This is a genomic window from Rhodanobacter sp. Root179 (assembly GCF_001428465.1).
Classification (GTDB): Bacteria; Pseudomonadota; Gammaproteobacteria; order Xanthomonadales; family Rhodanobacteraceae; genus Rhodanobacter.
In genome coordinates this window covers 1-14,155 of the sequence record NZ_LMHR01000021.1, presented here as the reverse complement: position 1 = coordinate 14,155, position 14,155 = coordinate 1, and the positions used below count along the sequence as shown (strand labels likewise).

14 protein-coding genes are annotated in these 14,155 nt (G+C 66.7%); 10 read left to right on the top strand and 4 right to left on the bottom strand.

The features are described 5' to 3' along the window. Window positions 1–59 precede the first annotated feature (59 nt). The gene (locus ASD82_RS00570) at window positions 60–428 is read right to left on the bottom strand and encodes a hypothetical protein (protein ID WP_235580593.1); all 369 of its coding nucleotides are present in this window, start codon (window positions 426–428) and stop codon (window positions 60–62) included. Window positions 429–627: 199 nt separating this feature from the next. Here ASD82_RS00570 and ASD82_RS00565 point away from each other — a divergent pair, with 199 nt between their 5' ends. Together ASD82_RS00565 and ASD82_RS00560 are read left to right on the top strand one after the other, a co-directional pair. Continuing rightward, a complete protein-coding gene (locus tag ASD82_RS00565) occupies window positions 628–2,853 on the top strand; it encodes an NADP-dependent isocitrate dehydrogenase (RefSeq protein ID WP_056713897.1) in 2,226 nt (741 codons plus the stop codon). Between the two features lie 122 nt (window positions 2,854–2,975). Next, entirely contained in the window at window positions 2,976–3,995 is a 1,020-nt protein-coding gene (locus ASD82_RS00560; RefSeq protein ID WP_056713893.1) for a TraB/GumN family protein, read from the top strand. Window positions 3,996–4,008: 13 nt separating this feature from the next. Here the strand turns inward: ASD82_RS00560 and ASD82_RS00555 are convergent, their stop codons facing one another. Both ASD82_RS00555 and ASD82_RS00550 read right to left on the bottom strand, forming a co-directional pair. Further along, window positions 4,009–4,953, bottom strand: a complete 945-nt coding sequence (locus ASD82_RS00555) for an aldo/keto reductase (RefSeq protein ID WP_056713890.1) — start codon at window positions 4,951–4,953, stop codon at window positions 4,009–4,011. A 74-nt stretch (window positions 4,954–5,027) separates the two neighbouring features. Further along, window positions 5,028–5,210 (bottom strand): hypothetical protein, encoded by a 183-nt coding sequence (locus ASD82_RS00550; RefSeq protein WP_056713886.1) that lies wholly within the window; start codon window positions 5,208–5,210, stop codon window positions 5,028–5,030. Window positions 5,211–5,317: 107 nt separating this feature from the next. On the opposite strand from ASD82_RS00550, the gene ASD82_RS00545 reads away from it, so the two are divergent. The 5 genes from ASD82_RS00545 to ASD82_RS00525 all read left to right on the top strand — a co-directional run bounded on the left by ASD82_RS00545 (window position 5,318) and on the right by ASD82_RS00525 (window position 9,780). Beyond that, window positions 5,318–6,232, top strand: a complete 915-nt coding sequence (locus ASD82_RS00545) for a LysR substrate-binding domain-containing protein (protein ID WP_056713883.1) — start codon at window positions 5,318–5,320, stop codon at window positions 6,230–6,232. 90 nt (window positions 6,233–6,322) lie between these two features. Next, window positions 6,323–7,435 carry an S-(hydroxymethyl)glutathione dehydrogenase/class III alcohol dehydrogenase gene (locus tag ASD82_RS00540; protein WP_056713881.1) on the top strand — a complete coding sequence of 371 codons (1,113 nt, stop codon included), beginning with the start codon at window positions 6,323–6,325 and terminating at the stop codon, window positions 7,433–7,435. A gap of 82 nt (window positions 7,436–7,517) precedes the next feature. Beyond that, the gene (locus ASD82_RS00535; protein WP_056713878.1) at window positions 7,518–8,180 is read left to right on the top strand and encodes an NYN domain-containing protein; all 663 of its coding nucleotides are present in this window, start codon (window positions 7,518–7,520) and stop codon (window positions 8,178–8,180) included. Between the two features lie 76 nt (window positions 8,181–8,256). Beyond that, complete coding sequence (locus ASD82_RS00530) at window positions 8,257–9,210, top strand: class I SAM-dependent methyltransferase (RefSeq protein WP_056713876.1); 954 nt, start codon at window positions 8,257–8,259, stop codon at window positions 9,208–9,210. A 33-nt stretch (window positions 9,211–9,243) separates the two neighbouring features. Next, the gene (locus tag ASD82_RS00525) at window positions 9,244–9,780 is read left to right on the top strand and encodes a pseudouridine synthase (protein WP_056713875.1); all 537 of its coding nucleotides are present in this window, start codon (window positions 9,244–9,246) and stop codon (window positions 9,778–9,780) included. A 24-nt stretch (window positions 9,781–9,804) separates the two neighbouring features. On the opposite strand, the gene ASD82_RS00520 is transcribed toward ASD82_RS00525, so the two are convergent. Further along, entirely contained in the window at window positions 9,805–10,602 is a 798-nt protein-coding gene (locus ASD82_RS00520) for a TatD family hydrolase (protein WP_056713873.1), read from the bottom strand. Window positions 10,603–11,054: 452 nt separating this feature from the next. On the opposite strand from ASD82_RS00520, the gene ASD82_RS00515 reads away from it, so the two are divergent. The 3 genes from ASD82_RS00515 to ASD82_RS17535 form a co-directional block, all read left to right on the top strand. Continuing rightward, window positions 11,055–11,504 (top strand): hypothetical protein, encoded by a 450-nt coding sequence (locus ASD82_RS00515; protein WP_056713871.1) that lies wholly within the window; start codon window positions 11,055–11,057, stop codon window positions 11,502–11,504. Beyond that, window positions 11,501–13,501: a PA domain-containing protein gene (locus ASD82_RS00510; RefSeq protein ID WP_056713870.1), complete on the top strand. Its 2,001-nt coding sequence runs from the start codon at window positions 11,501–11,503 to the stop codon at window positions 13,499–13,501. Before ASD82_RS00515 ends, ASD82_RS00510 begins: the two co-directional genes overlap by 4 nt. A 241-nt stretch (window positions 13,502–13,742) precedes the next feature. Next, window positions 13,743–14,155, top strand: a 413-nt coding sequence (locus ASD82_RS17535) for an ESPR domain-containing protein (protein WP_200950195.1), incomplete at its 3' end; no start/stop codon positions are given.

Here is a 14,155-nt window from a genome sequence, read left to right as displayed (position 1 = left end):
GCGTGCGGCGCGACGCGCCGCACGCCCGACCGTTCCGGTCAGCGTTCCGAACCGACCGTTCAGGCCGGCAAGGCCGCGGCGGCGTGCTGCAATGACAGGCCGGTTTCCCGCTTGAAGCGCAGGGCCAGCTGTTCGCGCAGGGCCAGACGTTCATCCGCATCGCGCCCGGCCCCATGCAATTCCACATGCCGCCATACCGCCACACTGGCCAGTTGCGCACCGGGCACTTCGGAATGGCGGCGGCTGTCGCCCTGCCAGTACACCGCGACCCAGCCTTCCGGCTCCGCCGAGTGGGTTTCGTCCACCGGCAGGATCAGCGAGCCATCCAGCAAGGACAGCGCGCATTCGCGGCCGTCGGCGTGCTGGCAGGTGTACAGCGGTTGCAGGCCGGCGATGAAGTCGACGATGGATTGGCTCAACTGACTCATATTCCTTCCTTGTCATGGGCGTTGATCACGCGCTGCACCTGACGGTGCACTCGGCCGGCACTTGCCGCGCCAGCCGGCGCATTCTGGCATGGCTACACGCTCGCGCACCGCCTGCGGTGGCCGGGGACGGGCATTCGCGCGACAATGGGCAGTCATCTGTCGCGGTTATGCCGCCCTTGCCAGGGAATCCCCGCTCGCCATGTCCCAGACCCCGAAGATCATCTACACCCTCACCGATGAAGCGCCGTTCCTGGCCACCCAGTCGCTGCTGCCGATCGTCAGCGCGTTCGCCGGCACCGCGGGCATCCGGCTGGAGACGCGCGACATCTCGCTGGCCGGCCGCATCATCGCGCTGTTCCCGGAAATGCTGAAGGAAGACCAGCGCATCGCCGACGACCTCGCCGAGCTGGGCCAGCTGGCCACCACGCCGGAGGCGAACATCATCAAGCTGCCGAACATCAGCGCCTCGATGCCGCAGCTGAAGGCCGCGATCAGGGAATTGCAGGGCCAGGGTTACGCGCTGCCGGACTATCCGGATGCGCCGAAGGACGATGCCGAAAAGGACATCAGGGCGCGCTACGACCGGGTCAAGGGCAGCGCGGTGAACCCGGTGCTGCGCGAGGGCAATTCCGATCGCCGCGCGCCGGTCTCGGTGAAGAACTATGCGCGCAAGCACCCGCACAAGATGGGAGCCTGGAGCGGCGATTCGCAGACCCATGTGGCGCACATGGACGGTGGCGACTTCTACGGCAGCGAGAAGTCCGTCGTGGTCGGGAAGGCCGGCAACGTCAGCATCGAATGGTTCGGCAAGGACGGCAGCCACAGCGTGCTGAAGCCGAAGACCGCGCTGCTCGCGGACGAGATCATCGACGCGTCGGTGATGAGCCGCAAGGCGCTGGCCAGCTTCATCGATGCGCAGATCGCCGAAGCGAAGAAGCGCGGCGTGCTGTTCTCGCTGCACCTCAAGGCCACCATGATGAAGGTCTCCGACCCGATCATGTTCGGCGTGGCGGTGGGCGAGTTCTACAAGGACGTGCTGGCGAAACACGCCGACGTGCTGAAGCAGGCCGGCTTCAACCCGAACAACGGCATCGGCGACCTGTACGCGCGCCTCGGCTCGCTGAGCGAGGCGCAGCAGGCGGCGATCAAGGCCGACATGGATGCCGAGTACGCGCAGCGCCCGGGCGTGGCGATGGTCAATTCCGACAAGGGCATCACCAACCTGCACGTGCCCAGCGACGTGATCATCGACGCCTCGATGCCGGCGATGATCCGCGACTCCGGCAAGATGTGGAACGCCGAAGGCAAGCTGCAGGACATCGTGGCGGTGATCCCCGACCGCTGCTACGCCGGCGTGTACCAGGCCACCATCGAGGACTGCAAGGCGCACGGCGCGTTCGACCCTGCCACGATGGGCAGTGTGCCGAACGTGGGCCTGATGGCGCAGGCGGCCGAGGAATACGGCTCGCACGACAAGACCTTCCAGATCGTCGGCGACGGCGTGGTCAAGGTGATCGACGAAGCGGGCAACGTGCTGCTGCAGCACGACGTGGAGGCCGGCGACATCTGGCGCATGTGCCAGACCAAGGATGCGCCGATCCGCGACTGGGTGAAGCTGGCGGTGGGCCGCGCCCGGCACACGCCGGCGGTGTTCTGGCTCGATCCGCAGCGCGCGCATGACGCGCAGGTGATCGCCAAGGTCGAGCGCTACCTGAAGGATTACGACATTAGCGGGCTGGACATCCGCATCATGGATCCGGTCGCCGCCACGAAGTTCTCGCTGGAGCGCATCCGCCAGGGGCTGGACACCATCTCGGTCACAGGCAACGTGCTGCGCGACTACCTCACCGACCTGTTCCCGATCATGGAGCTGGGCACCAGCGCGAAGATGCTGTCGATCGTGCCGCTGATGAACGGTGGCGGCCTGTTCGAGACCGGCGCCGGTGGTTCCGCACCGAAACACGTGCAGCAGTTCCTCGAAGAGAACTACCTGCGCTGGGATTCGCTGGGCGAATTCCTGGCGCTGGCCGCCTCGCTGGAACACCTGGGCAGCCGCTATGGCAGCGCCGAGGTGGACGTGCTGGCGAAGACCCTGGACCAGGCCAACGGCAAGTTCCTCGACACCGACAAGTCGCCCTCGCGCAAGGTCGGCGGCATCGACAACCGCGGCAGCCACTTCTACCTGGCGATGTACTGGGCCCAGGCACTGGCCGCCCAGGACGTGAACGCGGAGCTGAAGGCGAAGTTCGCGCCGCTGGCGAAGCTGCTGACCGAGAACGAGCAGAAGATCGTCGCCGAACTTGCGGAAGTGCAGGGTCACGGCGTCGAGATCGGTGGCTACTACCATCCCGACATGACCAGGGTCGGCCAGGCGGTGCGCCCGAGCGCGACATTGAACGCGGCGCTGGCGCAGCTGTCGAAGTGACGCACTGAGCCGGTCCGTGCCGGAAACGGGGCGCCGATCGGCGCCCCGTTTTTCTTTGCGGTCGCGCCCGCCTTCGGGTCGCGCGGCATCGCCGGTCATCATCTGGAGAGGGAGTTTTCGCGATGCGTGTTTGGCAAGGGCTGTGTCCGCTGCTGCTGATCGTCACCCTGCCGCTGTTCGCGCAATCGGCGTCCGCGCCGGCGCCGGCGTCATCCGCCTCGTCCCCGGTCGCCGACCTGCCGATGGTGGTGGTCAGCGGCGTGCAACCCGGGCCGGGTCTGTGGAAGGTCAGCAAGGGCGATCACGTGATGTGGGTGCTGGGCACGCTGTCGCCGTTGCCCCGCGACATGCAGTGGCAGGCGCAGGAGGTGGAGCAGGTGATCGCCGCCTCGCAACAGGTGCTGCTGGCGCCTGCGGTCAGGCTCGAGGCCAAGGTGGGCTTCTTCGGCAAGCTCTTCCTGCTGCCCTCGGCGTACAGCGCGCGCAAGAACGATGACGGCCGCCGGCTGCAGGACGTGCTGCCGCCGCCGGTGCATGCACGCTGGCTGGTGTTGAAGCAGAAGTACATCGGCCGCGATCGCGGCGTCGAGCGCTGGCGTCCGCTGTTCGCCTCGGAGGAGCTTTACCACAAGGCGCTGAAGGCGAACGGCCTGAGTCGTTCCGGCGGCATCCAGGCGAGCATCGACGGCCTGGCCAAACAGCACGGCGTGGCCGAGGTGCCGGTGGACTATCGCGTGGTGATCGAGCATCCGCGCGAGGCGATCAAGGCCTTCAGGCAGGCGGCGCCACACGACACCACCTGCTTCATCCGCACCCTGGACAGCGTCGAGCACGACATGCCGGCGATGACCGCACGGGCGAACGCCTGGGCCACCGGCGACCTGCAAACCCTGCGCCGACTGCCCGACAGCGATCGCCGTGACGCCTGCGTGGCGGCGGTGACCGGCGCCGGCTTTGCGCAGACACTGGGTCTCGGCGACGTGCCGGCACGCCTGCGCAGCACCTGGCTGACGGCCGCGCGCAAGGCGCTGACGGCCAACACGCAGACCTTCGCCTTGCTGCCGATGGACGAGCTGCTGAGCCCGGACGGCTACCTGGCCACGTTGCGCGCCGAGGGCTACCAGGTCGACGCGCCGGAATGATCCGTACGGACGGTCAGGTGCTGGCGACATCCAGTCGTGCGGTCTCGCCGTCATCCAGCTGCAGCCCGGTGGCGCCGAGCAATTCGCGCAGCTGCTCCACGCTGGTGGCGCTGACGATCGGCGCGGTGAGGCCGGGGCGGGCGATCAGCCAGGCCAGTGCGACCTGGGCGGGAGTAGCGTGGTGGGCGGCGGCCACCGCGTCCAGCGCGGCCAGCACCTGCAGGCCGTGCGGGTTCAGGAACTTCTTCACCGCGCCACCGCGCGCCGAACTCTTGGCCAGGTCGGCGGCGCTGCGGTACTTGCCGCTGAGGAAGCCGCTGGCCAGCGCGTAATAGCTGATCACGCCGATGTTCTCGCGGCGGATCAGCGGTTCCAGTGCCTGTTCGTAGCCGGCGCGGCTGACCAGGTTGTACTCCGGCTGCAGGCTTTCGTAGCGAGGCAGGCCGTGCCGTTGCGACATCGCCAGCGCGTCGGCGAAACGGGCGGCGCTGAAGTTGGACGCGCCGATCACGCGCACCTTGCCGGCCTCGATCAAGCGGGCGAAGGCGCCCAGGGTTTCTTCCATCGGCACGCTGGCGTCGTCCTCGTGCGCCTGGTACAGGTCGATGCAGTCAACCTGCAGGCGTTGCAGCGAACCGTCCACTGCCTGCTGGATGTTCACAGGCGACAGGCCCGGCTGCTCGGCCCACTTGGCCACCTTGGTCGAGATCACCACGCGGTCGCGCTTGCCGCTCTGCTTCAGCCACTTGCCGATGATGGTTTCCGATTCGCCGCCACGGTTGCCCGGCACCCACGCCGGATAGACGTCCGCGGTGTCGATCAGGTTGCCGCCGGCGTCGACGAACGCATCAAGCAGTTCGAATGAACGCTTCTCGTCGGCGCTCCAGCCGAACACGTTGCCGCCGAAGGCGAGCGGGGCGATGGAAAGCGGCGAGTTGCCGAGTGGGCGCTGGTGCATGGAATACCCCGGATAGCGATGAGCGATGCAGCCGAAGTGGCTGCATCTCCGCGGTATTCAAGCCCGGGCCGGGTTCAGCGTGGACTCGCCATGCGCGGCCACACGTGCGCGCAGCAGGCCATCACGGTGCGTTTGGCCAGGGTGACTTGCTTGCCATCTTGCGGGGGTTTGGCCGGCGCGTCGGGCTGCCAGTCCAGGTCTTCCTTGCGCACCAGATGGCCGTGCAGGAACAGCAAATCTTTCCACAACGAGTTCATGGGAAGCCTCCTCGGGAGGATTGCGTCTTGGGGAGAGCTCAAGATACGCACGTCACAGATCGCCAAAAAGCGATATATTCGCAAGCCAGGCTTGAGGGAAATTCAAGATGGGAAAGTTGCCGCTGGGCCTGTTGCAGCAGTTCGTGCTGGTTGCCCGGCAAGGCAACCTGTCGCGCGCGGCGGCCCAGGCGAATCTCACCGTCAGCGCCCTCAGCCATCAGATGCGCCAGCTGGAAGAGCGACTGGAACAGCGCCTGTTCGAACGCGGGCCGCGTGGCGTGAAGCTGACCACCGAGGGCTGCAGCCTGCTCGATGCGGTGGGCGAGCACCTCGATCGTATCGAGCATGCGCTGTTGCGTTATCGCAAGCAGGCGCATGACACGTTCACGCTGAGCGCCAGCGCGGGAATCATGTCGGGCTGGCTGGTGCCGCGGCTGCCGCGACTGGTTGCCGCGCATCCCGAACTGGAGCTCAACCTGCAATCGGGCTCCACCCTGGTGAATTTCGAGCGCGAGCCGGTCGACGCCGCGCTGCGCTACGGGCGCGGCAAGTGGGAAGGCCTGCACAGCGAACGCCTGTTCGGTGAATGGATCGCGCCGGTCGTCGCGCCGGAACTGGTGGCGAAAATGGCCGGCGCCGATCCGCACGACCTGTCGCAATGGCCGCTGCTCGGCGATCCCAATCCGTCCAGTCGCTGGAAGGACTGGTTCGCCAAGGTCGGCGGTTCGCCGCCGCGCCGTTACGTGGCGAATTTCGACAGCTTCGATGCGCTGCGACATGCAACGCTGGAAGGTCTCGGTGTGGCGATGGGGCGCATGGTGATGTCGAAGTCGCTGATCGACGCCGGCCGGCTGATGGTGCTGGGCGAGCGCTATCTGGCGGTGGAGGATGCGTACTGGCTGGTGTATCCCACGCGCTCGAAGGACCATCCGGGGCTGCAGGTGTTTCGCCAATGGTTGCTGGCCGAAGCCGACGATTATTGCAGCAATCTGCCGGTGCCCGGCAACGACGGTGCTCCTTGATCAGCGTTGCCCCGGGCTGAAACGGTTTCGAAAACGCTCTGCGCCAGTCATCATTCTTCGTTGTGCATTCGACTGTGAGGAGCTGAAACCATGAAGTCACGCGCCGCCGTCGCCTGGGAAGCAGGCAAGCCGTTGTCGATCGAGCAAGTGGATGTCGCCGGCCCGAAGGCGGGCGAGGTGCTGGTGCGCATCGTCGCCACCGGCGTCTGCCACACCGACGCGTTCACCTTGTCCGGCGCCGATCCGGAGGGCATGTTCCCGGTGATCCTGGGCCACGAGGGCGGCGGCATCGTCGAGGAAGTCGGCGAGGGCGTCACCTCGCTGAAGGTCGGCGACCACGTGATCCCGCTGTACACGCCCGAATGCGGCGAGTGCAAGTTCTGCCTGTCCGGCAAGACCAACCTGTGCCAGAAGATCCGCGTGACCCAGGGCCAGGGCCTGATGCCCGACGGCACTTCGCGCTTCTCGTTGAACGGCAAGCCGCTGCTGCACTACATGGGCACCAGCACGTTCAGCGAATACACCGTGCTGCCGGAGATCTCGCTGGCGAAGATCAACCCGGCCGCGCCGCTGGAAAAGGTCTGCCTGCTCGGCTGCGGCATCACCACCGGCATCGGCGCGGTACTGAACACCGCGAAGGTGGAGCCGGGCGCATCGGTGGCGGTGTTCGGCTTGGGCGGCATCGGTCTGTCGGTGGTGCAGGGCGCAGTGATGGCGAAAGCCGGGCGCATCGTGGTGGTCGATACCAACCCGACCAAGTTCGAGATGGCCAGGCTGCTGGGCGCCACCGACTGCATCAACCCGAAGGACTACCCGGACACGCCGATCCAGCAGGTGATCGTCGAGCTCACCGACGGCGGCGTCGACTATTCGTTCGAGTGCATCGGCAACGTCCACGTGATGCGCTCGGCGCTGGAGTGCTGCCACAAGGGCTGGGGCGAGTCGATCATCATCGGCGTGGCCGGCGCCGGCCAGGAGATCAGCACGCGGCCGTTCCAGCTGGTCACCGGGCGGGTCTGGCGCGGTTCGGCTTTCGGCGGGGTGAAGGGCCGCTCGCAGCTGCCCGGTTACGTCGACCGCTACATGGCCGGCGAGATCCGCATCGACGAGATGATCACCGAGGTGCTGCCGCTGGAACGCATCAACGAGGCGTTCGACCTGATGCACGAGGGCAAGGTGATCCGCTCGGTGATCCACTACTGACGTAGAATGTGCGGGTGCCGCCAGCCACGCTGGCGGCGTTCGCCGTTTCCATGTCTGCACACGTCATGCCCAGGGTCGTTCCATGAGCCGCACTGCCATCCTCGTCGACGGTGCCTTCTTTCTTGCCCGCTACCGCAAGGTCTATGGCGAGCGCGATGCCGGTGATGCGCGCGCGGTGGCCAAGACCGTGTTCGGCATGGCGTTGGAGCACCTGAAGGCGGTCGACCGCCCGCGCGAACAGCTGTACCGGATCTTCTTCTACGATTGCCCGCCGCTGGAAAAGAGTTTCATCAAGCCGGTCAGCGGCGACAGTGTCGACTTCGGCCGTACCGGCGCCGCCGCGTTCCGCCGCGAGCTGCACGACCAGTTGCGTCGCCAGCGCAAGATGGCGCTGCGGCTGGGGCGCCTGTCCGAGCGCGGCGAGTGGCAGCTGAAGCGCAGTACCTACCAGCAGTTGCGCGACGGCAGCCTGCGCTGGGACGATCTGGACGATGGCCATTTCGAGCCGGACATGCGCCAGACCCAGGTCGACATGAAGATCGGTATCGACATCGCGGCGCTGACCTACAAGAAGCTGGTCGACCAGATCATCCTGATCGCCGGCGACGCGGATTTCATCCCGGCCGCGAAGCTGGCTCGCTACGAAGGCATCGACTTCATCCTCGACCCGATGTGGCAGGGCATCGCGCCGGACCTGCACGAACACATCGACGGCCTGCAATCGGTGTGCCCGCGTCCGTCCTGAGGTCTCCACCGGGATTGCACATGGTTTTCGTGATATTGGAAATTCGTACGTTCCGCCACACGCCAGGGAGTTGACCATGATTCGTGCAACCGCAGCGGCGAAACCTGCCGGGATCGGCATCGCGGCAGTCTTGCTGCTGGCATCCGCGCTGCTGCTGCCCGGGCCTGCCCGCGCGCAGGCCGCGTCGGCCGGATCGGTGGAGTCGGACCAGCCCGTGGATGAACTGGTGCCGCCCACCAGCGCCAGCGACTTCACCGCTTCGCAACTGGACAGCGTGCTGGTCGGCAGCTGGCGTTCGCCCGCCAACCGCGCGCGCGACGCCTACCGCCATCCCAAGGCCACCCTGCAGTTCTTCGGCGTGCGGCCGGACCAGACGGTGATCGAGATCACGCCCGGCGGTGGCTGGTACGCGGAAATCCTGGCGCCGCTGCTGAACGACAACGGCCATTACATCGCCGCGGAGAAAGCCCCGTCCGCCGACAGCGAGGCACGCAGCGACGACAGCGCGTTGCGTCGGAAATTCGCCGCCGACCCGGCGCATTACGGCAATGCCCGCATCGTCGAATTCGATGCCGCCGCGCCGAAGTTCGGGGCGCCCGGTTCGGCCGACGTGGTGCTGACCTTCCGCAACGTGCACAACTGGATTGCTGCCGATAAAGGCACGGCCGGCACCGGGCCGGCCATGTTCAAGGCCTTCTTCGACGTGCTCAAGCCCGGCGGCGTGCTCGGTGTGGTCGATCACCGCGCCAGCGAAGGCGCCGTGATCGATGCGGTGAAAGGCAGCGGCTACCTGCCCACGCCGTACGTGGTGAAGCTGGCGACCGATGCCGGCTTCGTGCTGGAGGAAAGCAGCGAAGTCAACGCGAATCCGAAAGACACGAAGGACTATCCGAAGGGCGTCTGGACCCTGCCGCCGACCCTGACCCTGGGCGACCAGGACAAGGCCAAGTACCAGGCGATCGGCGAGTCGGACCGGATGACGCTGAAGTTCGTCAAGCCGACGGCGCCCGCCGGAAATGAAGCGCATTGAGCATGGCCTGATGCGCTGCGCTGTCACGCCCACATGCTGATCGCCCTCAACAAGCCTTACGGCGTGCTCTGCCAGTTCACCGATGATCGCGGTCGCCCGACGCTGGCGGATTTCGTCGTGCAAAAGGACGTCTATGCGGCTGGACGGCTGGATCAGGACAGCGAGGGCCTGCTGCTGCTGACCGACGACGGGCGCCTCGCCCATCGACTCACCGATCCCCGCCACAAGCAGGCCAAGACCTACCTGGCGCAGCTCGACGGCAGCGTCGACGAGGCGGCGCTGCATAAGCTTTCGCGTGGCCTGGTGCTGAGCGATGGCCCGACCCTGCCGGCCGAGGCGAAGCTCGTCGACGAGCCGACATGGCTGTGGCCGCGCAACCCGCCCGTGCGTTTCCGCAAGGCGATCCCGACCAGCTGGATCAGCCTCACGCTGCGCGAAGGACGCAACCGGCAGGTGCGCCGGATGACCGCCGCGGCCGGGTTCCCGACCCTGCGCCTGATCCGCGTGCAGATTGGCGAACACCGGCTGGCCGGCCTCGCTCCGGGCGAGACGCGCGTGCTGGCGGACTGACCCGCCGCGCCGCTGCGCAGCCTGTCACGAGCTGCGCGGCAGGCCGAAGAACGCCTCGGCCGTCGCGGTGCTGTTCGCCGCCGTCACCGCCACGCTTTCGCCGCGATCACGGGCGATTTCCTCGCAGATGTGTTTCAGGTACATCGGCTCGTTGCGCCGGTGCGCGGGTTGCGGGCGCACCGTGCGCGGCAGCAGGTAGGGCGCGTCCGTTTCGATCATCAGCCGGTTGGCCGGGATCTCGCGCACCAGTTCGCGCAAATGCGTGCCACGGCGTTCGTCGCAGATCCAGCCGGTGATGCCGATATGGCAGTCCAGCGCCAGGTAGTCACGCAGCGCCTCGCCGGTATCGGTGAAGCAGTGCACCACCGCCCCCGGAACCTTGTCGCGGTAGCGGGCGAGCAGGGCGACGAAGTCGCCGTGGGCGTCGCGCTGGTGCAGGAACAGCGGCTTGCCCGCGTCCACCGCCAGCTGCAGCTGCCGTTCGAACACCTGCAGCTGCACCCCGCGTGGCGAGTAGTTGCGGTTGTAGTCCAGGCCGGTTTCGCCGATGGCCACCACCGCGGGGTCCTGCGCGAACTCGCGCAGCGCCGCGTCGGTCGCATCGTCGTATTCCACGGCGTGGTGGGGATGGACGCCAGCCGTGGCAAACAGTCGGGCCGGATGCCGGGCCGCCAGCACGCGGGCGCTGGCACTGCCGTCGCGCGACGCGCCGGTGACAATCATCCGGTCCACGCCGTGCGCATGCGCACGTTGCATCACAGCATCCAGGTCGTGATGGAAGGACTCGTGGGTGAGGTTGGCGCCGATATCGATGAGAGACATGCGTTTTTCCGGGACATTCGTCGATCATGTTGCCAGAACCGCGTCGCCGGGTCCCTGTTCGCGTACCTCCATCCGGTACGTTTTGCCTCAATGGATGAAGGTCCGCCGTCCGGGAAGGTGCCGAGTCGGGGTTTCTCGGCGCAACGCAGCATGCGATCAAAGGCGGATCGCCCGCGTAGTCGCGCTCGCGTGCGGACGATGGTCTCGCGCATCTGCCCAGCGAGTCCCCGGTTACCCGGAAAAAGTCGCGTTGACCACCGCTAGAACTTGCGATAGTTTCAAGCGACGGCGTCACATTCCTGACGTCGTGGGGCAGGTGTCGTGCGAAGGGGGAGCTTTCGCATGATTCCGTCAATCCCCAACCAGGACATTCAACAACGCGCGCGTGGAAATGCGCGTGACGGGCTTTTGCACGCCTCGAACGAGGTGCGGCTTTCAACGGGAGGGATTGCATGGACAAGAAATGGGTAGCGCGCGGTTCGGGTCTGGCACTGGCTGGACTGCTTATCGCCACGGCGGCCACCGCGGCCGAACCACAGACGGCGGTGCAGGCAACATCGGTAACGGTGCAGGGCGTGCAGGTGGCGATTTCGCCGACCGGTCAGCTCGTGGCCCCCACGCCGGAGCAGCGCGCGGCTTTGTCGCGGGCGATGCTGCAGCAGTCCGCGACTGCGTCTTCGAAGCGCACCCTTGGCCAGCCGGCCGCGCCGCGTAACGAGGCCGAGGCTCGTGCCACCTTCCATACCTTCAAGCTCAGGAATGGGCATGCCGCGGTGGGCATGGCCTTGCCGGAGAATCTCATGAGCAGCCTGGTCGCCGAGCGTCGGGCCGACGGCAGCCTGAGCATCCATCACGAGGGTGACACCCAGAGCGCCCCGGCATCGGTGGAGGTGACGAAATGATCCGTCGCAACCGCATGTTCAACGCATTCCTCGGTCTCGGCCTGATCTTCATGGCTGGCCAGGTGTCGGCCGCCGACATCAAGATCTCCAACCAGGATGTCGGCACTGGCCAGGGCCTGGATGATCCGACGCCCGCCACGCCGGTCGGTGGCAATCCGGGTACCACGCGCGGCGAGCAGGCACAGATCGTGTTCAAGTTCGCGGCCGACATCTGGGGCGCGGTGCTGCAGAGCGACGTTCCGGTCACGGTCAGCGCCAGCTTCGCCAAGCTCAGCTGCGACGCCACTTCGGGCGTACTTGGCTCGGCGGGCACCACCAACATCTACTCCTTCGCGGCACCGGCGCCACAGGGCGCGGTCGCCAATACCTGGTATCACTCGGCGCTGTTTGATTCGCTCGCCGGCGAGGATGCGGGCGACGGTGCAGCGGACATTCGTGCACGCTTCAACGGCGCGCTCGGTTCCACCGGTTGCCTCGAGGGTTCCAGCTGGTACTTCGGTCTGGATGGCAAGCAGCCGGCCGGCAGCATCGACTTCCTCAACGTGGTGCTGCACGAGATGGCCCACGGCCTGGGCTTCTCCGGTTTCGGCAGCCTCACCACCGGCCAGCCGCTGCAGGGCAACGATGGCGTCGGTCGCCAGGACATCTACACGACCTTCGTCTACGACGATACCCAGCAGATGAGCTGGTATGCGATGACGCCGACCCAGCGTGTCGCCTCGGCGCTCAACGACGGCAACCTCGTGTTCACCGGCGCCAACGTGAAGGAACAGGCGCCGCTGGCACTGGGCAAGGTGACCACGCTGCGTGTCTCCGCACCGGCGGGTGCCGCCGGCGACTATACCTTCAACCAGAGCAGCAGCCCGATTCCGGCAACTCCGGCCAATTTCAGCGGCTCGATCATCGGGGCGATCAGTCCCCCGCTTTCGCCCAGCACCAGCAACCTCGAGGGCTGCAACCCGTTCACCAACGCAGCCGACGTGGCCGGCCATCTCGTGCTGGTCAATCGCGGCACCTGCTCTTTCGACATCAAGGCAGGCAACGCCATCGCCGCCGGCGCGACCGGCGTCATCATTGCCAACAACGCCGCCGGCACCATCGTGCCCGCCATCACGGCGAGCATCCCGGTGATCTCGGTCAGCCAGGCTGACGGCAACACGTTGCGGGCGAATCTGGCGGGTCTGACCGGTGCTCTCGTCCTCGGCGACAAGATGGCCGGTGCCGACGCGGCCGGCAACGTGCAGCTGTACGCACCGACCGTGCTGGCGCAGGGCTCGTCGTTCTCGCACTACGACACGCGCCTGACTCCCAATGCGCTCATGGAATACGCCATCAATGCGGATCTGGCGGGCCATATCGACCTCGACCTGACCCCCGCGTTGTTCCAGGACGAAGGCTGGCAGTTGAACGAGGGTACGCAGAGCCTGCTGGGCTGCGACAGCGGTATCCCGACCTGGCTGCCCGGTGGTGTGGTGATCGGTGCCAACGTGGTCGCCAACGCCAGGATCATCGCCGGTGCTGCTTCGACGGTAGGCGATTATCGCCCGGCGGTGCGCGCCTACGCGGCTGGCCTCGCTACTGACGGCCTCATCACCGGCGCTCAGGCCAGCAGCCTCAATGCCTGCCTCAGTGATGCGGAAACCCTGAACCAGTGGAAGGCGTGGAGTGCGTTTGCGCCGCAGGAAATCTCCGCCGGTGTCACCGTGCCGGGGCAATCCGGTGCGGCGGCTTCGAGCAAGGTGTACACGCTCGAGGTACCGGCCGGGGCGCTGGGCTTGAGCCTGCGCACGCTGGGCGGCACGGGTGACGTGACGGTCTACGTGAAGCTCGGTTCGCAGGCTTCGCCGGCGGACTACGGCTGGAAGTCGGTGCATGCCCGCACCAACAGCGAAGCGGTGATGATCACGCGTCCGGTGGCGGGAACCTACTACCTCACCGTATACGGCGAGACCGACTACAGCGGCGTGACGGTGCTGGGCAACTTCACCCAGCGGTAAGCCACAGATCGCCTGGCAGCGACGACTCCGGTCGTCCTGCCAGGCTCCTCTGGATCGGTGTTCTGTCGCGGCCAGGCAATCCAATGCTTCGCATCGTGGCAGGCGCATCGTTCCGAGGCGTGGCATCGCGTCTGCCGGCGATCGGCAAATCCGAATTTTTCGCACCAGCGGCCGGGCCATCGCGGCAGGCCATGGCTGGTGCCATCCATAGAGTTGCATGTCATAACCGCCGAGGTGTTGCATGAACAAGATTTACAGGAAGGTATGGAGCCGCACGCTGGGCGCCATGGTTGCCGTTTCCGAGCTGGCCTCGACGCGCGGCAAGGCAGGGTCCGTCGGGCTGGTTTGCGGCGCGGTTGCACTGGTCGGTGCGTTGGCGCTGGCTCCCGTCGCCACGGCCTCGGCCCAGAACCTGCCGGCAACGTGCCAGCTCGATGTGGGCACGCCGGGTGCGGTATCCGGTGACGACGCCTTCGTCTGCGGTCCGGATGCTTCCGCGACCGGTGATCGTGCGACGGCGGTGGGCGCACTCAGCTTCGCCGGGTCCGACGACAGCGCAGCCTTTGGCGCCGGTGCGCTGGCGCTGGGCATCGGCTCTTCGGCGACGGGCAGCAGCAGCGTGGCGATCGGTCAGGAAAGTTCGGCCTACGGCTT